This window comes from Xenorhabdus griffiniae (assembly GCF_037265215.1).
In the GTDB taxonomy this organism is placed as follows: domain Bacteria; phylum Pseudomonadota; class Gammaproteobacteria; order Enterobacterales; family Enterobacteriaceae; genus Xenorhabdus; species Xenorhabdus griffiniae.
Genome location: NZ_CP147737.1, coordinates 2399861 through 2426228 on the forward strand (window position 1 = coordinate 2399861; position 26368 = coordinate 2426228).

A 26368-nucleotide genomic window follows, 5' to 3' on the forward strand; every position below is an offset into this window, starting at 1 on the left:
CATATGACAACTTTCTACTCTGTACTGAGCTGGCTGGCGATTTTTTTCTACTGGCTGATTATTGCTGGTATCACTATTCGAGTTTTGATAAAACGTCGTCCAGTGACTTCAGCAATGACGTGGTTACTCATTATTTACATTTTTCCCTTAGTCGGAATCGTTGCTTACTTGTCATTCGGCGAATTACATCTTGGCAAACGCAGGGTTGAGCAAGCCAGACAAATGCGTTCATCTGTAACCAAGTGGCTGGCCGAATTAAGAAATTCCCCGCAAATTTTTGCCGATGAAAACAGTGAAGTCGCTACTCCGCTGTTTCAACTGTGTGAACGTCGACAAAAACTCAAAGGTGTCAGAGGTAATAAAATGCAATTAATGACATCTTACGACAACTCGCTAAAAGCGATTGTTCATGATATTGAAAACGCCAAATACAATATCGAAATGGTGTTTTATATATGGCAATCTGGGGGACTGGTTGATCAGGTCACTGATGCTCTGATGCGTGCAGCCAAACGCGGTATTAAATGTCGAATTATGGTAGATTCGGCGGGAAGCTGGCAATTTTTCCGGAGCCCTTATCCTGATATTATGCGAAAGGCAGGTATTGAATTTGTTGAATCACTCAAAGTTAATATCTTTCGTCTATTTTTACGTCGTATGGACTTACGCCAGCATAGAAAAATTATCCTGATCGATAATCATATTTCATACACCGGCAGCATGAATATGGTTGATCCCCGTTTTTTTAAACAAGATGCAGGGGTCGGTCAATGGGTCGATATCATGGTGAGAATGGAAGGCCCTGTTACGACAACACTAGGGATCATTTACGCTTTTGACTGGGAAATGGAAACAGGACAGCGGCATCTTCCTCCGCCACCTGACAGTGTCACCATGCCCTTCGAACAAGCCAGTGGTCATATAGCCCAAGTTATTGCTTCCGGGCCTGGGTTCCCTGATGAATTAATCCAACAATCCCTAATGACTGCTATTTTTGCTGCCCGCAAACAGCTTATTCTTACCACTCCCTATTTTGTTCCCAGCGATGATTTAATGCACGCAATTTGCACTGCGGCTATGCGCGGTGTTGATGTCAGTATCATTGTGCCAAGCCAAAATAATTCATTTCTTGTTCGTTGGGCCAGTCGCGCGTTTTTTTCTGAATTACTGGAAGCCGGTGTGAAAATTTATCAATTTGAAGATGGCTTATTACACACTAAAAGTGTCTTAGTCGATGGACAACTCAGTATGGTCGGTTCTGTCAATTTGGATATGCGCAGCTTATGGCTGAATTTTGAAATTACAGTGGTCATTGATGATGAACACTTTGGCAATGATTTAACTCTGGTTCAACAAGACTATATTATGCGTTCAACCTTGCTTGCAAACAATAAATGGGAAAAACGCCCTGTGTGGCATCGTATCCTTGAACGTGTCTGTTACTTTTTCAGCCCGCTTTTATAATTCCACGAATAACAGTATTCATTCAATACAGAACATGTTTTAATTTCATCATGTGATTAATCTCGGACCTTGCACCATGGAAAACCAACCGAAATATTCTATGCAATTAGACTTAAATAACCGAATGACTGAAGATGAAGCGCTTGAAAAAGCTTACGACATCTTTTTGGAACAAGCACTTGCTCATCTCGATCCGGCTGACAGCCTGTTGTTTAATTTGCAATTTGAAGAACGAGGGGGTGTTGAATTAGTGGAACCTTCAAGGATCTGGCTTGAACATGTTGATTTTGATTTGGATCCAGACTTTTTTTCAGAAGTCATTATTGGCCTGGCTGAATCAGACGAGGCTGAAATTGATGACATCTTTGCCCGTGTCTTGCTCTGCCGGGAAAAATCTCACTCCATCTGCCATATCCTATGGAAAAAATAATCAGACACGCCTCCCCCGATCGGCCAAAATGCCCTCACTGTGAGGGCATTGAATTTAATTTCGTGACAGTGTCACAATAACCTAATCTAACAGATTAGAGTGGATCAACCTTAAGGCAAGACACCGCATGTTTAAAGCTTCCCTCAAGCAATGGACGGGTCTTGGCACATTCAGCATCAGCCATTGGACAGCGAGTGCGGAATACACATCCAGATGGGGGATCAATCGGTGAAGGCAGTTCTCCCTCCAGCAATTCAATATGCTTGTTGCGCTCTTTGTCTGGATCAGGGATTGGCACCGCCGACATAAGCGCTCTGGTATATGGATGCAATGGATTATGATAAACTTCATCGTAAGTACCTAATTCCACAGCATTTCCCAAATACATCACCAAAACACGATCTGATATGTGTTTTACTATTGATAGGTCATGAGCAATAAATATCAGGGAAAGTCCCATTTCCCGCTGTAATTCCTGCAACAAGTTAACGACTTGTGCCTGAATGGAAACATCCAGCGCTGAAACAGGTTCATCGCAAATAACTAATTTAGGCTCCAGAATTAAGGCGCGAGCAATGCCAATACGCTGGCATTGTCCCCCAGAGAATTCATGTGGATAACGGTTTATCAGGTTAGGTAACAATCCTACCCGCATCATCATCTTTTGAACTTTTTCTTTTATTTCCCCACCTTTCATTTTGGGGTAATACGTTTTTAATGGCTCTGCAATAATATCACCAATGGTCATACGTGGGTTCAGCGATGCCAAAGGATCTTGAAAAATCATCTGAATATCATTGCGAATATCCCGCCATTGTTTGTCACTCATATCCAGCAGATTTTGACCAAGCCAGGTGACTGTGCCGCCAGATGCTTTCACTAACCCAATGACGGCTCTGGCAAGTGTCGATTTCCCGCAGCCAGATTCTCCTACCACACCCAGTGTCTCACCTTCATATAATCTTAAGGTAACGCCATCTACCGCCTTTAGGGTTTTTACCGGCTGCCAAAACCACTGTTTTCCATCTTTAATATCAAAATAAACTTTAAGGTCATCAACTTCCAATAAGACACGTTTTTCAGCTATTGTGCTCATACCAATTCCTCCTGGCGTTTAAAGCAGGCACGCAAGCGCCCATGGCCAAATTTTTCCAGCTGTGGTTCCTCACGAACACAATGCTCTGTGGCAAACTGACAACGCGGCTGGAATGGGCATCCCTTTGGCAAACGCAATAAATTGGGGGGATTGCCTTGAATCGTTTCCAATGATTCCTCATCACCATCCAGGCGAGGAACAGCATTCAATAACCCTATAGAGTATGGATGGGTAGGCCGATAAAATACGTCACGCGCCGTGCCATATTCCATCGTTCTGCCGGCATACATAACTAATACTTTGTCACAAATGCCAGCAACCACCCCCAAGTCATGGGTAATCATGATGATGGCAGTGTTAAACTCTTTTTTCAGATCGTTAAGCAACGTCATAATCTGGGCCTGAACGGTTACGTCCAATGCCGTTGTCGGTTCATCGGCAATCAATAACTTAGGCTGGCATAATAACGCCATAGCAATCATGACGCGTTGACGCATACCACCAGAGAATTCATGCGGATACATTTTCATGCGCTTACGTGCCTCTGGCATCTTAACGGCATCCAGCATACGGATAGATTCTTCAAAAGCCGCACTTTTACTCATACGTTTGTGCAGCATCAATACTTCAATTAATTGATCACCCACCCGCATATAAGGGTTAAGGGAAGTCATGGGATCTTGAAATATCATCGAGATCTCTTCTGCCCGCATTCGGTTCAGCTCTTTTTCTTTCAGGTTGAGAATTTCTCGCCCATTAAAGTGGGCAGAGCCACTGACCGAACCATTGCTGGCTAATAACCCCATTAATGCAAATGCCGTCTGCGATTTGCCAGAACCAGATTCACCCACGATCCCCAGTGTTTCTCCGGCCTGTAAGTCAAAATTCAATTTATTTACAGCAGTCACGTTGCCATCTGGCGTACTGAATACGACATCTAGATCTCTTACCGATAAGAGGGATTCAACATTTTTCGAAGTTTCAACGCTATTCATAGGCTCTCCTTAACGGTCTTTCGGGTCGAGGGCATCTCGCAGGCCGTCACCAATAAAGTTAAAACAAAACAGGGTCATGACCAGAAAGCCCGCCGGAAATAACAATAACCACGGAGCCACTTCCATTGAATTAGCACCATCACTTAGCAAAGCACCCCAACTACTGAGTGGTTCCTGAGTTCCCAAGCCAAGGAAGCTTAAGAAGGATTCAAACAGGATCATACTAGGTACAAGTAATGAGGCATAAACCACCACAACACCTAATACGTTTGGCACGATATGGCGCAAAACGATATGGCGGGTAGAAACACCACAAACCAACGCTGCTTCGATGAATTCCTTGCGTTTTAAACTCAGTGTCTGACCACGGACAATACGTGCCATGTCCAGCCATGACACCATGCCTATTGCAACGAAAATCAACAAAATGTTTTGACCAAAGAAAGTCACCAGAAGGATAACGAAGAACATGAATGGAAAAGAGTTGAGGATTTCCAGCAAGCGCATCATGACCATGTCGATTTTACCGCCAAGATAGCCTGACATCGCACCATATAAAGTACCAAATAACACGGCAATCAAAGCGGCGGCAATCCCAACCATCAATGAAATCCGCCCACCAATGGCAACGCGCACTAACAGATCACGCCCTGAAGAATCGGTGCCAAAATAGTGTTTGGATTCAAAATCCGGCGGCATCGTCATCATGTTCCAATCAGTGTCATCGTAAGCAAATTGGGACAACATTGGAGCTAAGATCACAAATAATATAATCAAGAATAGAATACATAAGCTTGTAATCGCCGCCTTATTATGCACAAAACGGCGACGTGCATCCTGCCACAAACTGCGGCCCTCAATTTCCAGTTGCTCAGAAAAATTTTCCAGAGCTTCGCTATTTTTTTTATTCAGTAACATTGCGCGCTCCAGTTTTAATAACGAATTTTCGGATCAATGACGGCGTATAGCACATCAACAATGGCATTAAACATAATGGTCAGGCTCCCCACCAGGATCGTCAAACTCAGTACCAGTGAGTAATCACGGTTTAATGCACCATTAACAAATAATTGTCCCAGGCCAGGTAAACCGAAAATAGTCTCAATAACCATTGAACCCGTAATGATGCCTACGAATGCAGGCCCCATGTAAGAGATAACGGGTAATAAGGCAGGTTTTAACGCATGACGGAAAATAATCTTCCGCAATGGCAAACCCTTGGCCCGTGCAGTACGAATAAAGTTGGAATGCAAAACTTCTATCATGGAACCACGGGTAATACGGGATATGCTGGCAATATAAGAGAGAGAAAGTGCGACCATTGGCAAAAGCATATATTTAGGTGCCCCGCCATTCCAGCCTCCTCCCGGCAACCATTTTAATGTAATGGCGAATATCAAAACTAATAAGGGAGCGACCACGAAACTGGGGATTACGACACCTGTCATAGCAAACCCCATTACTGTGTAATCCCATTTCGTATTCTGGTTCAATGCCGCAATAACTCCAGCACTGACACCGAATACTACCGCCATAACAAAGGCGGCAAATCCCAATTTAGCAGAAACCGGCAAAGCTTCTGCAACCAGATCATTGACACTGTAGTCTTTATATTTGAATGAAGGACCAAAATCCCCCTTAGAGAGTTGGATCAGGTAATTGAAATATTGCTTATAAATAGGATCATTTAAATGGTATTTCGCTTCAATATTTGCCATAACCTCTGGCGGTAGCTTTCTTTCTCCTGTAAATGGGCTACCCGGCGCAAGCCGCATCATAAAAAACGAAATAGTAATAAGTATAAAAAGTGTCGGGATCGCCTCTAAGCAGCGACGTAAAATAAATTTTAGCATTGCCCGTTCCTACTATTTAGCCAAACTGTGGCTTTTAATTATTTAACAAGCCGGTGATCTCGTTGGATCACCAGCTAATTCCTAATGTTTTATTATGTACAGATCTTTGGTATGGAAGTTATCTAAGGGATCTTTACCGGTATAACCACCGACATAAGGTTTTAGCAAACGAGAATTTGTATAATAATAGATAGGAATAATTGCAGAATCTTTATCCAATTGCGCATTAGCTTTAGCATAAATTTCAGCACGTTCTTCGTCGGTTTTGACTTGAAGTGATTGTTTCATTAATGCATCAAATTCTTTGCTCTTATAATGGGCTGTGTTATTGCTACTATTGGATAACATGGGGTTCAAGAAGGTAGAAGCTTCGTTATAATCAGCACACCATCCTGCACGAGCAATGTCATAGTTACCTTGATGGCGGGAGTCAAGGAAAGTTTTCCATTCCTGATTTTCAAGAGAAACATCAATACCGATATTCTTTTTCCACACAGATGCAGCGGCAATAGCTAACTTTTTATGCAGATCGGAAGTATTGTATAATAGCTTAATTTTCAAGGGATTATCTTTAGTAAATCCAGCCTCTGCCAAAAGTTTTTTCGCTTCTTCATTACGCTGCTGCTGATTTAATTTGGTATACCAGTCTGGTTTCTCATCTTTAAAATCGGCGATATAGGGTGGTGTATAACCATAGGCAGGTATATCACCCTGATTTTTCACCTTATTAGTCATAAGATCTTGATCTATACCCAGTTTCAGTGCGGTACGTACTCGGGGATCGTTAAATGGTGGTTTCTGGTTATTAATCTCGTAGTAATAAGTGCACAATTTCGGGTTAATGTGCAACTGTTCGGGGATTTCTTTTTTTAGTTTTTGGAATAACTCAATCGGTAAGTTGTCGTAAGACATCTCAATTTCGCCAGCGCGATAGCGGTTAACATCGGTGACTTCGGAGGAAATAGGCAAGACAGTGATTTGATTAATAACTGTATTCTTATTATCCCAATAGGTTGGACTACGTTCTAAAACAAGGCGTTCATTGATCACCCAACTTTTCAGTTTATAAGCACCATTACCAACAAAGTTCAGGGGTTGCGTCCATCTTTCACCATACTTCTCTACAGTTGCACGATGGACTGGTGATGTACTTGTATGAACAAACAATTTGACTAAATAAGGTACAGGTTCGCTGAGTGTCAATTCTAACGTATGATCATCCAATGCTTTGATACCCAACGTTTCGGGTTTCTGTTTACCTCTGATGATATCGTCAACATTGAGAAGATGGGCATATTGAAGAAAACTTGCGTATGGGGACGCAGTATTTGGATCTACCAGACGGCGCCAGCTATAGACAAAATTCTGTGCAGTGACAGGGTCACCATTAGACCACTTTGCATCTTTACGCAGATGGAATGTCCAAACTTTGAAATCCTTATTTTCCCAACTTTCTGCAACTCCCGGTATAATTTTACCGTCAGGATCATTGATTACCAGAGTTTCAAATAGATCACGCGCGATATTAGATTCTGGTACACCTTCAATTTTATGCGGGTCCAACGATTGTGGTTCAGAGCCATTGTTGCGAACTAGCACCTGTTTTGCAGCGTCTGCAAGTTGCACGCCAGCAGGCACTTGTGCTGCAAAGGCCGGCCACCCAATCATCATGCCTAACGCTACCGTAATGCCTGTAGCCAGTCTTTTCTTTGTTGTGTTTATCATCTTATTCTCTCCAATTGATATCATTTGACCCATTAAAGTCATATCCACGCATTGGGCTGGTTATTTTCCGTATCCAAAAGGAACTATTTTGTTTACGGTAAAACAATATCTTGTGACGATAATTAATTATTCACCTTTTTAATATACAAATTCTTTAGATCGACATAATCCATGGGATCTTTCCCTGTCATTCCCCCAACAGTCGGCCGAATAAGGCGCACACTGACGCGGTAATAAACCGGTATCAACCCTGAATCTTTATCTAGCTGAGCTTCGGCTTGCTGATAAAATGCCTTACGTGTCGCATCATCTTTGGCAGTCAGGGCCTGCTTAAGCAAGTTATCAAAAGTCTCACTTTGGTAAAAACCAGTATTGTTACTGCTAGTTGACAGCCACATATTCAAGAAAGAAGAGGGTTCGTTATAATCGCCACACCATGTCGCTCTTGCGACATCGTAATTTCCTTGGTGGCGGTTCTGGAGAGAAGTTTTCCACTCTTGATTTTGCAAGGTGACTTTTGCGCCAATATTTTTCTGCCACATAGAAGCCGCAGCGATGGCTTGTTGTTTATTTTGCTCTGATGTGTTGTATAACAAAGTAAACTTAAGGGGGTGACTGGCATCAAAACCTGCCTCTTTCAACAATTCCTTTGCCCGCTGATTGCGCTGTTCCTGGGTCCAACTTGCCCATTCTGGATTAATAGTCAAACCGCCGCCAATATATGTGGGAGTATATCCATAAGCCGGAATTTGCCCCTGCGCCATAATTTTTTCCGTAATAATATCGCGATCAAGGCTCAGTTTTATGGCTTCACGCACCCGTTTATCTTTAAACAGAGGGTTCTGATTATTGATTTCGTAATAAAACGTGCACAAATAAGGTGAAATTTGCAATTGTTCGGGGATATCCCGTTTCATTTTTTGGTATAGATCAGGAGGAATAGCATTATCAGTAACATCCACTTCCCCGCTACGGTAGCGGTTAACACTACTAACTTCAGAGACAATAGGCAGGAAAGTGCCTTTTTCAATGAGGGTTTCTTTATTGTTCCAATACTGAGGATTACGCATTAAAACAATTCGCTCATTGACCACCCAATCCTTCAATGTATAAGCACCATTGCCAATATAGTTTTCCGGTGATGTCCATTTATTCCCCCATTTTTCAACCACATCTTGCCTTATAGGTTTCATCGCGGTATGGCTTAACATGTCAATCAGATAAGGAACTGGCTGGCTGAGTGTTACCTGGAAACGGTGATCATCTAACGCCTTAACTCCCAATTGTTCCGGTGATTTGATTCCTTTCAGAATATCGTCAACGTTTTGAATATAGGCATATTGCAAATAACTGGTATAAGGTGAGCCAGTATTGGGATCAGCGATCCGGCGCCAACTATAGACAAAATCCTGCGCAGTCACGGGCTTACCATCACTCCATTTGGCGTCATGACGCAAATAGAAGGTCCATACCTTATAACCGTCATTTTCCCATCTTTCTGCTACGCCAGGCACAGTTTCACCATGTGGCCCTGTCGTTACCAGCCCCTCCAACAGATTGCGGATAATGATGGTTTCTGGAGTACCTTCAACTTTATGAGGGTCCAATGAAGTGACTTCGACGCCATTGTTAACGGTTATTTCTTGTTTTTCAGCCAGGGTAACGCCTGCTGGAACAGTAGCAGCAATGCTCTGTGCTGCGAAAAAAGATAATAAAACGATACTCGAAACCAACTGACCTAACTTTGATGTTTTTTTTCTCATATTTTACTCCAAGTTATAAACAGTAAATGAATCGTTTTTAATCTACTAACTCCAATAATTTACTTATCTCGTTAACAAAGGGTAATTAACCTACTAAAAAACGATGTCCACATAATAATTGTTATTTGTTTTTTATAATGAATTTATTAAAACATTAAGATCATTCGTTACCCTTGTATACAATACATTTACATAACTAATGTAACATGATGATAATAATAGGTTTTATTCTGTTATCTCCATGCGATATTCGTGGAATATGATCAAAAGAGAAAATAAACATTATTTTAACAAAATGCAATCACCACAGAGTAAAAGTCCATCTTCATCACAAAACAACGATGCAAGCCACCAATTAGATAGATTTATGAAATGCAAAACAGTGTAGAAAATTACAGTATTATTTTAAGAAAATCACAGATTAAAAAGGAATAAAATATGAACAATGTTTCAAGAAAATAGCTCAGAAATGATGTTATCGACCAATTACACTTTAATTGGTTATTTATTAGTTAATTTTTGATTAATTCACACTCCATTTAAGTATAAAATTTCAATTTATTACATTAATAATTTAAACAAATACATAAGTTATCTTTGCTATACCAATCTCACTTCAAGATGCGTGTGATTTCTCCCCGCGAAGCGCGGGGTAAGGAACGCCAACATTTGATACTCTCAGTATTATGAAAAACTACTTATATCGTAGTAACCCAGGAAATAAGGCTATGCCCTTATACCAAACATATTAATAATAACCCCACAATTCGAGTAGTTACGTTAATACCAACCTACTGCAAAGTTAATCAATTACATTTAAATGGTTAAATAACAACCTAATGTCCATTTCCTCCTGAAACAATAGCTGAATTGAGTCAGCTTAATGTTTTCATGATCTAAATCACAATACAAATGCCTGTAGATGGTAAGCTGTATTCAACGCAGAATTTCAAGGAAAGAAACTGTTCCTATATTAATAATTTTGTTAAGCAATTTTTTAAGGCAATTAGCTATATTCACGATTAAACCTAAACGATTAATCTCATAATATTATTTAATAAATTAATAATCTCGCAGCTAATTGCCCTAAAAAATTTAACATCTGTCAGGAGTAATTTTTATGGCTGTCACTCACGTCGCAGAACTCAATGAATTAGTTGCTCGCGTAAAACAAGCCCAACATGAATTTGCCCATTTTTCTCAGGAACAAGTTGACCGAATTTTTCGGGCTGCCGCCCTTGCCGCTGCTGATGCCCGTATTCCACTGGCAAAATTAGCCGTATCTGAATCAGGCATGGGAATTGTGGAAGATAAAGTGATCAAAAACCACTTCGCTTCAGAGTATATTTATAACGCCTATAAAGATGATAAAACTTGCGGGATCTTATCTGAAGATAATACTTTCGGTACGATTACGATCGCTGAACCTATTGGCCTGATTTGCGCCATTATTCCAACAACAAACCCTACATCTACTGCTATTTTCAAGGCACTTATCAGCCTGAAGACTCGTAATGGTATTATTTTTTCCCCTCATCCACGTGCCAAGAAAGCGACCAACCGAGCAGCAGAAATTGTCTTAAAAGCCGCAGTTGAAGCAGGTGCACCAAAAGACATCATTGGCTGGATAGATGAACCTTCCGTTAAACTCTCAAATGCCTTAATGCACCACCCTGATATTAACCTGATTTTGGCAACAGGTGGTCCAGGTATGGTAAAAGCAGCCTATAGTTCAGGCAAACCCGCTATCGGTGTCGGTGCCGGCAATACCCCTGTCGTGATCGATGAATCAGCTGATATCAAACGTGCCGTTGCATCTATCCTAATGTCTAAAACGTTTGATAACGGTGTGATTTGTGCTTCAGAACAATCTGTTATCGTCGTTGATTCTGTTTACGAGCAAGTTCGTGAACGTTTTTCAACTCACGGTGGGTATCTTCTTCAGGGAAAAGAGCTAAAGGCCATTCAAGATGTTATCTTGAAAAACGGTAGCTTAAATGCAGCGATTGTTGGTCAACCAGCCATAAAAATTGCTGAATTGGCTGGTATTAATGTTCCTGAAAGTACCAAAATTCTTATTGGTGAAGTTACTCTGGTAGATGAAGCAGAGCCCTTTGCTCATGAAAAACTATCACCATTGCTTGCCATGTACCGTGGTAAAAACTTTGAAGATGCGGTCGAAAAAGCCGAGAAATTGGTTGAGATGGGAGGTATTGGACATACGTCATGCCTCTATACCGAACAAGATAATCAGGCAGAGCGTATTAAATACTTTGGCGACAAAATGAAGACCGCACGTATTTTGATCAACACGCCAGCATCTCAAGGTGGTATTGGAGACTTATACAACTTTAAGCTGTCCCCTTCTCTGACGCTGGGTTGTGGTTCTTGGGGAGGCAACTCGATTTCTGAAAATGTTGGGCCAAAACACCTGATCAATACAAAAACCGTCGCTAAAAGAGCCGAAAATATGTTGTGGCACAAACTTCCAAAATCAATCTATTTCCGACGTGGTTCTCTGCCCATTGCCTTGGAAGAGGTCGCTACCGATGGGGCTAAACGCGCTTTTATTGTGACAGACCGTTTCTTATTCAATAACGGTTATGCCGATCAGGTTATTAATGTCTTGAAATCTTATGGCGTTGAAACGGAAGTATTCTTTGAAGTCGAAGCAGATCCAACATTAAGCATCGTTCGCAAAGGTGCTGAACAAATGCATCTGTTTAAACCGGACGTTATCATTGCTCTTGGCGGCGGTTCCCCGATGGATGCAGCTAAAATTATGTGGGTAATGTATGAGCATCCAGAAACACATTTTGAAGAACTGGCTCTGCGCTTTATGGATATCCGTAAACGTATCTATAAGTTCCCGAAAATGGGTGTAAAAGCTAAATTGGTCGCCATTACCACCACTTCAGGCACGGGTTCCGAAGTCACGCCTTTCGCGGTTGTTACCGATGACGTAACCGGCCAGAAATATCCTTTGGCAGACTATGCACTCACCCCCGATATGGCGATTGTTGACGCAAACCTGGTCATGGATATGCCAAAATCGCTATGTGCCTTTGGTGGCCTGGATGCAGTAACCCACGCATTGGAAGCCTACGTTTCTGTTTTAGCCAATGAATACTCTGACGGGCAAGCACTGCAAGCATTAAAGCTGCTAAAAGATTACCTGCCGGTTAGTTACCACGAAGGTGCAAAAAACCCCGTTGCCCGCGAACGTGTCCATAATGCTGCTACGATAGCAGGTATTGCCTTTGCTAATGCATTCTTGGGGGTATGTCATTCTATGGCCCATAAACTTGGTTCTGAGTTTCATATCCCACATGGCTTAGCTAATGCACTGTTAATTTGTAACGTAATCCGCTACAACGCCAATGACAACCCGACAAAACAAACTGCCTTCAGCCAATATGACCGCCCTCAAGCACGACGTCGCTATGCAGAAATTGCAGATCATTTGGGGCTAACCTCATCGGGCGATCGTACTGCCGCCAAGATTGAAAAACTATTGACTTGGCTGGAAGAAATGAAGTCTCAGCTAGACATTCCAGCTTCAATTCGTGAAATAGGTGTGCAAGAAGCTGACTTCCTGGCAAAAATCGACAAGCTTGCCGAAGACGCATTTGATGACCAATGCACCGGTGCAAATCCGCGCTACCCATTAATTTCTGAGTTGAAACAACTGCTGCTAGATTCTTTTTATGGCCGTAAATTCACCGAAGAAGGCAAACCACAGGAGGCAGCAAAATCAAATAGAAAAAATAATAAGAAAGAATAATAAATGATAGGCTGATGGATGTAACTTAAAAGGCGTTAGGGCAACCCAGCGCCTTTTTATTATTTTATTTTCCCGCCTTTTTTAAATAGGTTTTTATAATACTGAGAGTATCAGATGTTGGCGTTCCTTACCCCGCGCTCCGCGCGGGGTAAGGAATACGCCTATCATTTTGAGACGCTATTTAACCTATACGCATTAAACTTCAAGTTGCCATTTACAACCCGATATGAAACCTGATTTCCTCCCCGCTTCGCAGGGAGAAATCGAAAACCGCCAATAACTTCCCGTGAATAATCTTTTCTCCCCCGCTTCGCGGGGAGAAATCATACGCATCTTGAAGTGAGATTGGCATATTATCGTTTGCGATTTATCGATTACAACTGGCAGCGTATTAAACTTTTTTGGCCATAGCTTCACGAATAACGTCAGTATAATGCCTACGACACACAGAGACGTATTTTTCGTTACCACCAATATCAACCTGAGCACCGTCGTAAACAACGTTGCCATCGCTACCAAAACGAAGTACACGGCTGGCTTTTCTCCCACAATGACAAATGGTTTTCAACTCTACCAATTTATCTGACCACGCGAGGAGATATTCACTGCCGCTGAATAACTCACCTTGAAAATCTGTCCTTAAGCCATAGCAAAGAACGGGAATATCATCATAATCTACAATTTCACAAAGTTGCTCAACATGCTCTTTCGTTAGGAATTGGCATTCATCAATCAAAACACAATGGACTTTTTCTGCCCTATTTTCTTTTCTGATAAGCTCAGCAATATTTGTTTTTGGCGAAAACAGCAACGCTTCAGCGGATAATCCAATACGGGAACTGACCTTTCCTTTACCGAAACGAGTATCGATTTCTGCTGTAAAGATCAGCGTTCTCATTCCCCTTTCGTTATAGTTATAGGAAGACTGCAATAAGGAAGTTGATTTCCCTGCGTTCATGGCAGAATAATAGAAATAAAGCTGGGCCATTGGCCGGTTCGTCCTCTTGTCAAATTTAATCAGGCGATATAACAGCACCAGTTTACCACAAACTCTGGTTAAGATTATCCTTGTTATTGTCAAATGTGGAGCAGCAGAAACAAATTAGAATGAATAAGGAAAGATTATTTTCATGATAATCATCACATTTGCGCATATAAAATCAGCACCACAAGTACTTATTGCATGCCAAATGCACAAAATTAACATAAAAAGAAAATAGTTATTTTTACTCTCACCCTTTGAATATTAATAATCATATTGGTTTACTTTTGTTCAACTCACCCACCATGATCATAACTAATGGATTACCCATAAAAAACTTTCATCTCACACTTACTCTTCAGCTTATTTCCAGCAAAACAGTTAATGTTTCTTACGGATTGACTATAAATTAGTTTTATACCCTAGATTTTATTCCTTACTGAACTTTACAGTAATCCCCTTCATTCTTATTGAAAAATGGTAAACCCAATAGCAGGATTAAAACGCAATATATCGATTACTTCAAAAATTGCATTTTAAAATGACATGTTTTAGCCTGAGAAAGTAAATTCACTATTGCAGAAAATAAAATAGCATTCTATTATTATCTCTACATCAGCTATCATCATTATAATTTGAGACCAGGACAATGAGCGAAAATTTAAAATCCTTAAATAACATCCGTACCTTGCGCGCACAAGCAAGAGAATGTGAACTTAGTACTTTAGAAGAAATGCTGGAAAAACTTACGACTGTTGTTGAAGAACGTCGCGATGAAGAAAACCAGGTTCGTGTACAATTAGAAGAGCGTACACGTAAGCTTCAAGAATACCGTGAAATGCTGGAAAAAGACGGTATTGAATTAAGCGATTTAGTGGATGCATTAAGTGGTAAATCTACTGGTAAATCTAAACGTGCTGCTCGTCCAGCAAAATATTCATACGTTGATGGCGGTGAAACTAAAACCTGGACTGGCCAAGGCCGTACACCAGCTGTGATCAAAAAAGCAATTGAAGAAGAAGGTAAATCACTGGAAGATTTCCTGATCTAATCAGTTGCTTTGTCAACCTGACAACAAAAATACCCTTGATAGGGTATTTTTGTTTTATGCTTAATATAAACTAACCAGGTTAATTACGGGCTGATGTAGAAACACAGAGAGTTATATTAATAGCTAAATCGCTTTCATATTCTCGATGTGATAAAAAATAACTTAACACTAACTTAGTTTTTTATTAACATAAATTTATAAAAAAGGAGCTGAACGCTCCTTTTCCTATTTCTACTATAACAGTCTTTGATAAAAGTCTAAATACCAATCAGTAAAGCGTTTCACGCCTTCCTTTACCGGCGTGTTAGGTGAAAAGCCAATCTTGTCGTAAAGTGCACTTGAATCTGCACACGTTGACAATACATCGCCATCTTGAATTTCCATGAAGTTTTTCTTCGCCTCAACCCCTAATGAGGTTTCAATGGCTTCAATAAAATCACCCAGTTTTGTCGGTTGTCCATTACCAATATTGTAAACACGATACGGCGCAGAACTGGCAGATGTTTGACCATCTTCGACTGACCATTCTTTATTGGAAGTAGGAATGATATTTTGCAATCTGATGATAGATTCAACAATGTCATCAATATATGTAAAATCTCTTACCATATTGCCATGATTATAAACATCAATCGGCTTACCTTCTAACATAGCTTTCGTGAATTTAAATAAAGCCATGTCAGGACGCCCCCACGGTCCATATACAGTAAAAAATCTTAATCCTGTAGTGGGGAGTTGATAAAGATGTGAATAGCTGTGAGACATTAACTCATCAGCTTTTTTTGTTGCTGCATATAAAGATACCGGATGGTCGACTGAATCATCAGTAGAAAAAGGTTGCTTTTTATTTAAGCCATATACTGAACTGGAAGATGCATATAATAGATGCTCTACAGAATGATGGCGGCAACCTTCAAGTATATTGATATGACCGACGATATTGGCATCGATATATGCCATAGGGTTTTGTATTGAATAACGCACACCCGGCTGAGCCCCTAAATGGATCACTCGCTGGAATTGATGTTTCGCGAACAATTCAGGTATTGCAACTCTATCCGCCAGGTCTAATTGTTCAAATCTGAAATTTGAATACGGGAGTAATAAATTTAATCTCGCCTGTTTCAAATTAACATCATAATAATCGTTGAGGTTATCAATACCAACAACCTCATGCCCCATATTCAATAACCGCTGACTAACATGAAAACCGATAAAACCAGCAGAGCCTGTAACTAAGAATTTCATAAATTAACTCAAATGACGGGTTTGATTGAGGCACCGCGGCCAATACCATAATAAGTAAAACCACGCGATTGCAGGCGTTCGGGATCATAAAGATTGCGCCCATCAAAAATCACCGGCGTTTTTAATGAATCTTTAATCATATCAAAATCAGGTGCTCTGAAGTTTTGCCATTCCGTACAGATAATCAAAGCATCAGCACCTTTTAATGCTGCTTCTTTTGTACCCATTAAAGCGAGATCATCACGCTGCCCATAAATACGCTGAGCTTCCTGCATAGCTTCAGGATCATACGCCTGAATTTTAGCACCACATTTCCACAATGTTTCCATCAAAACACGGCTCGATGCTTCACGCATGTCATCTGTATTAGGTTTAAATGACAGCCCCCAAATGGCGAATGTCCTGTCCGATAAATCATCACCAAAATGGTGTCTTACAAAAGCAGGCAATTTACTTTTCTGTTTTTCGTTAACCTGCTCCACTGCCTGAAGAATTTTGGGCGTGTATCCAATTTGTTCAGAAGTCCGGATCAGTGCTTGAACATCTTTAGGGAAACATGAACCCCCATATCCACACCCAGGGTAAATAAAGTGATATCCAATACGTGAATCGGAACCAATTCCCTGGCGCACATGTTCAATGTCAGCCCCCAGCATTTCAGCCAAGTTAGCAATTTCATTCATAAAACTTATTTTTGTCGCCAACATGCAGTTAGCTGCATATTTAGTCAATTCAGCGCTGCGGATATCCATGACTATCATACGATCATGATTACGATTAAATGGCTCGTACAACTCGCGCATGACATCAACCACATCATCATTATCACAACCAATAATAATGCGTTCAGGCCGCATACAATCAGCAACAGCGGCGCCTTCTTTCAAAAACTCAGGATTGGAAACGACATCAAATGGAAGTTCCAAATTACGCTCTGCCAATGTTGCTTGCATCACTGCCCTGACTTTATCAGCCGTACCGACTGGCACCGTTGACTTGTCAACAACAACTTTGTAACCATCCATATTTTCCGCAATAGTTCTGGCTACCGCAGTTACATACTTAAGATCAGCAGAGCCATCTTCATCAGGAGGTGTGCCTACTGCTATAAACTGTAATTTGCCATGAGCAATACCGGCTTTGGCATCCGTTGTAAAATTCAGCCGTCCTTCAGCATGATTTTTCTTTACCAAGGGCGTTAAACCCGGCTCAAAAATAGGAATTTGACCATTTTTCAGGTTCTCGACTTTTTTTGCATCAACATCGACACAAAGAACATCATGCCCCACTTCAGCAAATACGGTTGCTTGCACTAAGCCTACGTAGCCAATACCAAATACAGTAACTTTCATATCACACCTTAAAGTACTAGTAGATTATTTTTCAAACTGATTTTGCAAGGCCATGATCCAATCCGTGAATGACTTGCCCAATTCTTTATGTTTCATGCCATATTCAACAAATGCCTGCATATAACCCAACTTATTACCACAATCATGACTACGGCCTTGTAAGTGATAAGCCTCAACAGGCTCTTTTTCCATCAGCATGGCAATGGCATCGGTCAGTTGTATTTCATCTCCTGCCCCTGGCGCAGTTTTAGCCAATAATGGCCAGATTTTTTCAGATAATACATAACGACCAACAATGGAAAGATTCGATGGCGCTTCCTCTGGTTTTGGCTTTTCAACAACACGGACGATAGGTTTGCTATCCCCAGGCTGTAAATTTTCCCCCAGACAATCAACAATGCCATAATCGGCAACACTTTCTACAGGGACAGGTTCAACGAGAATTTGGCTTACACCCGTGCTGTTGAAGCGTGATAACATTTCGCTCAAATTATATTTTGATAGGTCAGTACTGTACTCATCCAAAATAACATCAGGCAGAACAACAGCGAACGGCTCATCACCAATAAGTGGTTTAGCACATAACACGGCATGTCCCAATCCTTTTGCAATACCCTGCCGAGTTTGCATGATTGTTACATGATTTGGACAGATAGATTGTACCTCGTCCAATAACTGGCGCTTAACTCTTTTCTCAAGAATCGCTTCTAGCTCAAAGCTGGTATCAAAATGGTTTTCTATCGAGTTTTTGGATGAATGTGTGACCAAAATGATCTCATTAATACCTGCTTTGATACATTCATTGACCACATACTGAATAAGTGGTTTATCTACCAAGGGGAGCATTTCTTTCGGGATGGCTTTGGTGGCTGGCAACATCCGGGTTCCCAAACCAGCAACAGGTATAACCGCTTTTTTGACTTTTTTATTTATTACTGACATTACATCGTCTCCTACTGCTATGTTTTCACTGAAAACTCCTTTACAGTTTAAACAATAGCATTAACTCTCAAAAAAAATCGTATGTGTGAAGAAAATTGCACTCGCAAAAAATAACGCGCACGAGTATACACCAGTTAATTCGGCCAGATATACAGTGCGCTAACTTTTAATCACATTTCAATGATTAGATGCCGGATTGTGCATTTAATCCTATTCAACAAAGACTAATTTACCTTACAATTAACGATAATCTGCAACTACTTTAAATAACTGGAGTTACTTTGACAAAAATGTGTCCCTGTGGCAGTGGCTCATCTTTCGACCTTTGCTGTAGCCCCTATCTTGAAAACCGTCACCCTGCCCCAAATGCTGAATCCCTGATGCGTTCCAGATACAGTGCTTACGTTACACAAAATGCAGACTACCTTATCGCTACCTGGCACCCAGATTGCCAGGCTGAAAATTGGCGTACAGAAATAGAACAAAGTTTTGCCGGTGTACAATGGCTGGGATTAAATGTCCTCGCAACTCATCAGGGGAAACATAATAACGAAGCTTATGTTGAATTTTCAGCTTGCTTTATTGAACAAGGAAAGCAAGATAAGCAATTGATTCATGAGCGCTCACGTTTTTTGCGCATTGATCAACGTTGGTTTTATATAGATGGTATTCGACCTGAAATAGGCCGAAATAGCCCTTGTCCATGTGGTTCAGGCAAAAAATATAAGAAATGCTGTGGTTAAATCCGCATCTAAATATCAAACATCACAACTCACACACAGTGAAGAATATTTGAGGTTTTCGTAATCCATGCAAAACGCAAACATACAGAAAAAAATCTTGCGTACGATTTGTCCTGATTCCAAAGGATTGATCGCAAAAATCACAAACATTTGTTACAAACATCAATTAAACATCGTTCAAAATAATGAGTTTGTTGATCATCGTACTGGCCGATTTTTTATGCGTACCGAGCTGGAGGGCATTTTTAATGACGAAACGCTTCTGGCCGATTTGGATGATGCTCTACCAGCGGGTTCAAACCGTGAATTAAATACAGCAGGCCGACGTCGTATCGTTATCATGGTGACAAAAGAAGCGCATTGCATTGGTGACATTTTAGTTAAAAGCGTCTATGGCGGACTGGATGTCGAAATTGCTGCTGTCATCGGTAATCATACTACTTTGCAAAAATTGGTTGAGCAGTTTGATATCCCATTCCATTACATCAGTCATGAGGGCCTAACCCGTGAACAACATGACGAAGCATTGATAGCCCAAATTGATCAATATAAGCCAGATTATGTTGTGCTTGCCAAGTATATGCGAGTCTTAACACCTGCATTTGTTCAGCGTTACCCAAATCAAATAATCAACATTCACCATTCATTCTTGCCCGCCTTTATCGGTGCTCGCCCTTATCATCAAGCTTATGAGCGTGGTGTGAAAATTATTGGTGCGACAGCTCATTATGTAAATGACAATTTGGATGAAGGGCCGATTATCACCCAAGATGTAATAAATGTGGATCATACCTATACCGCTGAGGAGATGATGCGTGCTGGACGTGATGTTGAAAAGAATGTATTGAGCCAAGCATTATACTGGGTATTTTCCCAGCGGGTTTTTGTCTATGGTAACCGTACCGTTATTCTTTAATCAACCATGTTATTTTTTTAATAAACAATAAGGTATTGTGCCTATAGCTATTTGGGCACAATACAACCTGCAATACAGGAACTTTCTGTCGGTAATATCACCCAGCAGGTTGCGACACGACCACTTAGATCAAAAAGCAAGCGCACGATACTTTATTTTCAATTATCTACTTTACAGCGGCGGTTTATCTGATATTATGCCGCTCGCTGCTAACGACAGCACACGATTCAAAATCTGGTGGGGTTCCCGAGCGGCCAAAGGGAGCAGACTGTAAATCTGCCGTCACAGACTTCGAAGGTTCGAATCCTTCCCCCACCACCATCAAGAACTCACATTTCATTACATAAAAATCAAAAAACATCCTTATCCTTACTAAACCGTAAATTATGGCTTACTAACTCGTAGAATGAATCGATTTGGGAAGTATTAATACGTTCAGCGAACATTCAAACAGAATGGCGATGGGCAAGAGATGTGTAATACCTATTAAGCCAAAGGTGAGGAACGAAATAACACATCATCCTTCCTCACCACCATCAAAAATCTACTCTAAGCTCTTTTAATGCATTTAGGCAAACACCCATAGCGGAGCTGAGAAACCGGATAGTTCGCTCCGCTCATGCAGTCAGTTACTCCATGTCACTGACGGAGTCGATGAAACGATTTAACACGCTTGAATGAGATTTTGATTTGTAGACATAACACTGATTAATTGCATCAGGCCGTGATATAGGAATGAAACCCAGGCTTTCTCCCTCTTCCAATGCACCGGAATGGGAATCTGTAATAAAAATATAATCGGTTGACTGAATAAAATTGAGACAGCATTCTATATTATCCATCTGTCGAATATTAACTTTTTCTCCATTTTTTATCATTTCCTCTTCCAAATTCTTTATCAAATTGCCTTTATAGAGCACTGGATCACATAACCACGTTCTCTTTCTCAGCAATTGAGTAAAGTCCCCATTGACGTCATCCAATAACTCTTTACGGCAGCAGATCCCCAAATTTGGGCCATCAATTTTCCTTACCAGGCTGAATCGATCACTAAGTATTTTTTCTGAACTTAAAATTATTGTATTGCCCTCATAGTCAACTATTTCATCAATATTATCATAACTGAAGCGTAATATATTAACTTGAGCATTATTTCTGTCCGCAGCTTTATACAGCGAAATCAGATGCTTTTTCTTACCCCAATCATGGTATATATTTACAACATTACAAATACTCCCGCTAATGTGTTTCTTTGTAATTTCTTTCTCTTTCAAATAGAGCTCTTTTAAGTCATTATATAACTCCACTCCGTCTTTGGTCAGAATCATCCCAAACTTCTCCCTTTTGAACAAGCGCTTTCCTAACGTCGCTTCAAAGTCTTTAATTGATTTAGCGACTGGGGGAGTCGTACGGTTCATCACTCTTGCCGCTTTGCTTAAAGAACCCATTTCCACCACCGCCATGAATGCTTCTAATTTACGAGAAAAAAACATAATTCACCGTTCCTATGTAACTTGTGGCTAAAATAATTTCCTTGAAATGGCCTTCTCATCAGGTAACCGCTAAATCAAACTTGATATTATGAAGGTATAATTTTGTACAATAAAAATAAGTATTTTTCAAATGGCATTTATATAAAATGCCAGTCCCTGATGCAAAATGCGGTTTAGATGAACGTTATTATTCATCTATATCATGATGAATATTCCACCGTGATTGTAAACCATTAATAAATATAACCATGGCCTACAAGTTCAAATTTCTATCAGAGATTGATTAACTCTTCTACTTTTTCATTAATTAATTTTTGTAACACACAACATAAAATAAATTTCAAGAATAAAAACTCTTACAGGAAATTATAATATCAAACGTTGAATATAACATATAACAATTAGTAAATTACTATATATCAATTACTTTATTATTTATTGATTTGGTGTCTTTTTATTATTTAAAAATCGATTCGACACTTTAAATTTGGGGTAACGAGCGCATTATACTCAATATAGTATTACATATATGAGTAAAATAGCGAATTATCAAGGTGATTAGGTGAAATTTATTATTTAATAAATAGTTACATCCTTATTTGTATCTGTTAATATTAAGAATATTTATTAGGTGATTATAACAATATGAAATTTATATCATTCAATATTAATGGGTTAAGAGCACGTCATCATCAACTCGCTGCCATTGTTGAACAACACCAACCTGATGTCATCGGATTACAAGAAATCAAAGTCCATGATGAAATGTTTCCTCTGGAAGAAGTCAGTAAGTTGGGTTATCACATCTTTTATCATGGTCAAAAATCGCACTACGGTGTCGCCCTGTTGACTCGCCAACAACCCGTAGATATCCGTAAAGGTTTTCCTACTGATGGCGATGATGCACAACGCCGCATTATTATGGCGGATATCGAAACTCCTCTTGGTTTACTCACGGTAATTAATGGCTATTTTCCACAAGGGGAAAGCCGTGACCATCCGATTAAATTTCCTGCAAAAGAAAAGTTTTATCAAGATCTACTGTCTTACCTGGAAACTCACCATTCTCCAGAGTCACACATTCTGATTATGGGAGATATGAATATCAGTCCAACAGATCTCGATATTGGCATCGGAGAAAACAACCAGAAACGCTGGTTGAAAACGGGGAAATGTTCTTTCTTGCCAGAAGAGCGTGAATGGATGGAACGCTTAAAAAATTGGGGATTCATCGATACATTCCGGGCACTAAATCCCGAAGTCAATGACCAGTTTTCCTGGTTCGACTATCGTTCAAAAGGTTTTGATGATAATCGTGGGCTGCGCATTGATTTGCTGCTTGCCAGCCATCCGTTAGCAGAAAAATGTCTCTCTTCTGGTATCGATTATGCTATCCGCAGCATGGAAAAACCATCCGATCATGCCCCTGTTTGGACTGAGTTTAAGATATAAACAGCAATCATGAAACACCGCACCCCCAACTATGGTGCTGTGTCATCATTTCAGATTATCCCTGATTGGCTTGAGCTTTCTTTGTCCTGCTCTTACTGGATTTTGCCTGCTTTCCTTTCCCTTTTTTGACACCAGCGGGAACAGGGGGCAAATCCCTGAAAGCCATCAAATTACGATGCTGTTTTGCCTGCCAAATCAACTGCTGCAATGTTTCCTGAAGGGGGAACATAAAATCTTGATAACGGAATTGCTTTTCGCTGATTTGCGTCAACCGAGATTCCCAATGTGCAGTCATATCTGGCAATACCGCCATGTCCGGCAATACGTGAATTAACGCCCTGCCAGCCGGAGTCGCGTGAATATAGCGCCCTTTTTTGTACAGGAAATCCCGTTTGAATAGCAGCTCAATGATCCCTGCTCGGGTCGCTTCCGTACCCAAGCCATCAGTGGCACGAAGCACTTTTTTTAGAGCTTTATCCTGCACAAATCGAGCTATGCCAGTCATTGCAGACAATAGTGTCGCATCAGTGAAAGGACGCGGGGGTTGTGTTTGTCTTTCCACCACTTCGCCTTTCTCACACAATAACTCATCTCCTTTAGCAACAACAGGTAATGGCGTGCCTTCATTCTCTTCATCCCGTTCCTTGTTGCCAAGCAGAGTCCGCCAACCCGCTTCTGCCAGAAAACGTGCCTTGGCGATAAATTTCCCACCTGCAATATCAAGTTCAATCGTACATTTCCGAAATACCGCATCAGGAAAAAACTGCATCAGGTATTGTCGCGCAATCAAGCTATAAATATGGCTTTCATTTTCGGTTAAATTGACCTGGCTACTGCGCGCAGTAGGAATGATGGCATGGTGAGCATCAACTTTCTTATCATCCCAACAGCGGTTCTTTTGCTCTATATCTAAAGCATCCTGCGGAAGCAAATGGGTAGCATGAGTCGAAATGGCATTCAGGACCGCATGACGCCCGACAAAATGTTCTTCCGGCAGGTAACGACAGTCAGAACGCGGATAAGTGATCAATTTATGGGTTTCATAAAGCCGCTGACAAATGTCAAGGACATCCTGAGCACTCAAACCAAAACGCTTGGCTGCTTCAATCTGTAAGGATGAAAGGGAAAAAGGCAATGGAGCCGTTTCTGATTCACGCTTATCCTGATAGGAAGTGACATAGGCAGGTTGTCCGGTAATACGTGCAACGACATGTTCAGCTAACGGCCGATGGATAATTCTCCCTTCTTCATCCTGAAAATCAATGCAAGATTCACTGGGTTGCCATAAAGCGGTAAATCGCTCTTCATTAGGGGTAACAATATGTGCTTTAACTTCAAAAAAGTCTTTTGGCACGAAATTTTCTATCTCTTCATCACGGCGCACAACCAAACCTAAAACAGGGGTTTGGACTCGTCCAACCGATAATACCCCCTGATAACCGGCATTTTTGCCTAATAAGGTGTAAGCGCGGGTCATATTGATGCCATAAAGCCAGTCTGCCCTGGCTCTGGCGAGCGCAGAAACACATAAGGGGATAAACTCCCGATTGCTCCTTAGCCGTTCAATCGCTTTCGCGACTGCCTGGGGATTGAGATCATTGATTAAGCATCGCTGGACATTGTGTTTTTTATCCATATCCAGAGCTAAAAAATCCAGCACTTCATCCACCAACAATTGCCCTTCACGATCAGGGTCACCTGCATGAACTATCTCGTTCGCTCTTTCCAACAGGGATTTAATTGTGTTGAGCTGTTTGGCCACGGCTGCCCGTGGCTTTAACTGCCATTTTTCAGGAATGATCGGTAAATCCGCCAATACCCAACGAGCATAACGGCTATCGTAAGCATCGGGTTCGGCCTGTTCCAATAGATGACCAACACACCAAGTCACAAACTGGTTATTACCACATTCAATAAACCCATCCCCACGTCGATGGGGCTTCGGTAAAACATCTGCGATAGCTCTCGCGAGGCTAGGTTTTTCTGCAATAAAAAGACGCATGGAATTATTCAAGAACTTCAATGAGTGCCCTGCCTGAGCTTGGCTCAGTCAGTTCACCAATAGCAAAAAAATCAATGTCGTGGCTTCGTGCAACGGCTTTCGCCTCTTCCACGGCATCCGGCAAAATCGCCAGCAATAAACCACCCGAAGTTTGTGGGTCACACAAGAGATGACGTTGATGGGGAGTCATCTTTCCAACCAAGTGCCCATAACTGTCAAAGTTGCGTCCCGTGCCTCCAGGTACACAACCTTTTTCGAGATAAACATCAACATCCGGCAATCTCGGAATTTGTGAAAATTTGACCTTCGCCTGAACGCCAGAACCTGCGCAAATTTCACTCAAATGCCCTAACAGACCAAAGCCTGTTACATCCGTCATAGCGGTAACACCCTCAATTCCTGCAAAATCTGTCCCCGCTTTATTCAACTGGCACATGGTTTCTTTCGCAATACCTTGGTGTTTAAGTTGGAGCAATCCTTTCTTTTCCGCCGTAGTCAATACGCCAACGCCCAAAGGTTTAGTCAGAAACAGGAGACTACCTGCTTTTGCCTGATTATTACGCTTTACACGTTCAATATTGATAATGCCTGTCACTGCCAAGCCGAATATGGGTTCAGGGGCATCAATAGAATGCCCACCAGCCAGGGAAATGCCTGCTTCCTGACAAACAGCCCTGCCTCCCTCAATGACATTTTGCGCGATTTCCGGTGCCAACTTATTAATTGGCCAACCCAAAATCGCAATCGCCATAATTGGTTTCCCTCCCATCGCGTAAATATCGCTAATGGCATTAGTCGCCGCAATACGACCAAAATCAAACGGATCATCAACAATAGGCATAAAGAAATCCGTAGTGCTAATGATGCCTGTACCATTACCAATATCATACACAGCAGCATCATCACGGGTTTCATTGCCTACCAAAAGATTAGGATCGAAAAACTTTGCCTGTTCACTGTGCAAAATAGTTTCCAGCACCTTAGGCGAAATTTTGCAGCCACATCCGGCACCATGGCTGTATTGAGTCAGACGGATTTCTGTTGACATTAGTCGCTCCAGTTAAGATGTCACTGACA

General features: G+C 41.1%; 20 protein-coding genes and 1 tRNA gene. 8 read left to right on the top strand and 13 right to left on the bottom strand.

The window, feature by feature from the left end; translation table 11 throughout:
• The first annotated feature begins 3 nt into the window (after positions 1-3).
• Both cls and WDV75_RS10390 read left to right on the top strand, forming a co-directional pair.
• A complete protein-coding gene (cls, locus tag WDV75_RS10385; protein ID WP_273557590.1) occupies positions 4-1464 on the top strand; it encodes a cardiolipin synthase in 1461 nt (486 codons plus the stop codon).
• 100 nt (positions 1465-1564) lie between these two features.
• A complete protein-coding gene (locus tag WDV75_RS10390) occupies positions 1565-1894 on the top strand; it encodes an HI1450 family dsDNA-mimic protein (RefSeq protein WP_273557715.1) in 330 nt (109 codons plus the stop codon).
• 94 nt (positions 1895-1988) lie between these two features.
• Here the strand turns inward: WDV75_RS10390 and oppF are convergent, their stop codons facing one another.
• The 6 genes from oppF to WDV75_RS10420 form a co-directional block, all read right to left on the bottom strand.
• Positions 1989-2990 carry a murein tripeptide/oligopeptide ABC transporter ATP binding protein OppF gene (gene oppF / locus WDV75_RS10395; RefSeq protein ID WP_273557589.1) on the bottom strand — a complete coding sequence of 334 codons (1002 nt, stop codon included), beginning with the start codon at positions 2988-2990 and terminating at the stop codon, positions 1989-1991.
• Positions 2987-3985, bottom strand: coding sequence for an ABC transporter ATP-binding protein (locus WDV75_RS10400; RefSeq protein ID WP_189758962.1), 999 nt, complete (start codon positions 3983-3985; stop codon positions 2987-2989). Before WDV75_RS10400 ends, oppF begins: the two co-directional genes overlap by 4 nt.
• A gap of 9 nt (positions 3986-3994) precedes the next feature.
• Positions 3995-4903, bottom strand: a complete 909-nt coding sequence (oppC, locus tag WDV75_RS10405) for an oligopeptide ABC transporter permease OppC (RefSeq protein ID WP_189758961.1) — start codon at positions 4901-4903, stop codon at positions 3995-3997.
• 14 nt (positions 4904-4917) lie between these two features.
• Entirely contained in the window at positions 4918-5838 is a 921-nt protein-coding gene (oppB, locus tag WDV75_RS10410; protein ID WP_189758960.1) for an oligopeptide ABC transporter permease OppB, read from the bottom strand.
• An 81-nt stretch (positions 5839-5919) separates the two neighbouring features.
• Entirely contained in the window at positions 5920-7563 is a 1644-nt protein-coding gene (oppA, locus tag WDV75_RS10415; protein WP_273557588.1) for an oligopeptide ABC transporter substrate-binding protein OppA, read from the bottom strand.
• A gap of 122 nt (positions 7564-7685) precedes the next feature.
• A complete protein-coding gene (locus tag WDV75_RS10420) occupies positions 7686-9326 on the bottom strand; it encodes an ABC transporter substrate-binding protein (protein WP_273557587.1) in 1641 nt (546 codons plus the stop codon).
• Positions 9327-10446: 1120 nt separating this feature from the next.
• Between WDV75_RS10420 and adhE the strand changes: the two genes are divergently transcribed.
• Positions 10447-13110 (top strand): bifunctional acetaldehyde-CoA/alcohol dehydrogenase, encoded by a 2664-nt coding sequence (adhE, locus tag WDV75_RS10425; RefSeq protein WP_273557586.1) that lies wholly within the window; start codon positions 10447-10449, stop codon positions 13108-13110.
• A 391-nt stretch (positions 13111-13501) separates the two neighbouring features.
• Here the strand turns inward: adhE and WDV75_RS10430 are convergent, their stop codons facing one another.
• A complete protein-coding gene (locus WDV75_RS10430; RefSeq protein ID WP_273557585.1) occupies positions 13502-14098 on the bottom strand; it encodes a thymidine kinase in 597 nt (198 codons plus the stop codon).
• 643 nt (positions 14099-14741) lie between these two features.
• Between WDV75_RS10430 and WDV75_RS10435 the strand changes: the two genes are divergently transcribed.
• Positions 14742-15143, top strand: coding sequence for an H-NS family nucleoid-associated regulatory protein (locus tag WDV75_RS10435; protein ID WP_189758955.1), 402 nt, complete (start codon positions 14742-14744; stop codon positions 15141-15143).
• A 234-nt stretch (positions 15144-15377) separates the two neighbouring features.
• Here WDV75_RS10435 and WDV75_RS10440 read toward each other — a convergent pair whose 3' ends face one another.
• Genes WDV75_RS10440 through galU form a run of 3 tightly spaced genes read right to left on the bottom strand, consistent with a single transcriptional unit; the run spans position 15378 to position 18685 of the window.
• Positions 15378-16391 (bottom strand): NAD-dependent epimerase, encoded by a 1014-nt coding sequence (locus WDV75_RS10440; protein WP_273557584.1) that lies wholly within the window; start codon positions 16389-16391, stop codon positions 15378-15380.
• A gap of 8 nt (positions 16392-16399) precedes the next feature.
• Positions 16400-17743, bottom strand: a complete 1344-nt coding sequence (locus WDV75_RS10445) for a UDP-glucose dehydrogenase family protein (protein ID WP_273557583.1) — start codon at positions 17741-17743, stop codon at positions 16400-16402.
• A gap of 24 nt (positions 17744-17767) precedes the next feature.
• Positions 17768-18685, bottom strand: a complete 918-nt coding sequence (galU, locus tag WDV75_RS10450) for a UTP--glucose-1-phosphate uridylyltransferase GalU (RefSeq protein ID WP_273557582.1) — start codon at positions 18683-18685, stop codon at positions 17768-17770.
• A gap of 281 nt (positions 18686-18966) precedes the next feature.
• Here galU and WDV75_RS10455 point away from each other — a divergent pair, with 281 nt between their 5' ends.
• From WDV75_RS10455 to WDV75_RS10465, 3 genes are all read left to right on the top strand, one after another.
• Positions 18967-19428: a YchJ family protein gene (locus tag WDV75_RS10455; protein WP_273557581.1), complete on the top strand. Its 462-nt coding sequence runs from the start codon at positions 18967-18969 to the stop codon at positions 19426-19428.
• 67 nt (positions 19429-19495) lie between these two features.
• Positions 19496-20344, top strand: a complete 849-nt coding sequence (purU, locus tag WDV75_RS10460) for a formyltetrahydrofolate deformylase (RefSeq protein ID WP_189758951.1) — start codon at positions 19496-19498, stop codon at positions 20342-20344.
• 236 nt (positions 20345-20580) lie between these two features.
• Positions 20581-20665 (top strand) — tRNA-Tyr (locus WDV75_RS10465).
• 308 nt (positions 20666-20973) lie between these two features.
• Here the strand turns inward: WDV75_RS10465 and WDV75_RS10470 are convergent.
• On the bottom strand, positions 20974-21837 hold the full coding sequence (locus WDV75_RS10470; RefSeq protein WP_189758950.1) for a helix-turn-helix domain-containing protein: 864 nt from the start codon (positions 21835-21837) through the stop codon (positions 20974-20976).
• A 645-nt stretch (positions 21838-22482) separates the two neighbouring features.
• On the opposite strand from WDV75_RS10470, the gene xthA reads away from it, so the two are divergent.
• Positions 22483-23289, top strand: coding sequence for an exodeoxyribonuclease III (xthA, locus tag WDV75_RS10475; protein ID WP_273557580.1), 807 nt, complete (start codon positions 22483-22485; stop codon positions 23287-23289).
• 55 nt (positions 23290-23344) lie between these two features.
• Here the strand turns inward: xthA and WDV75_RS10480 are convergent, their stop codons facing one another.
• Both WDV75_RS10480 and selD read right to left on the bottom strand, forming a co-directional pair.
• Positions 23345-25291, bottom strand: a complete 1947-nt coding sequence (locus tag WDV75_RS10480; protein WP_273557579.1) for a DNA topoisomerase III — start codon at positions 25289-25291, stop codon at positions 23345-23347.
• A 4-nt stretch (positions 25292-25295) separates the two neighbouring features.
• The gene (gene selD, locus WDV75_RS10485) at positions 25296-26339 is read right to left on the bottom strand and encodes a selenide, water dikinase SelD (protein ID WP_273557578.1); all 1044 of its coding nucleotides are present in this window, start codon (positions 26337-26339) and stop codon (positions 25296-25298) included.
• Positions 26340-26368: the final 29 nt, after the last annotated feature.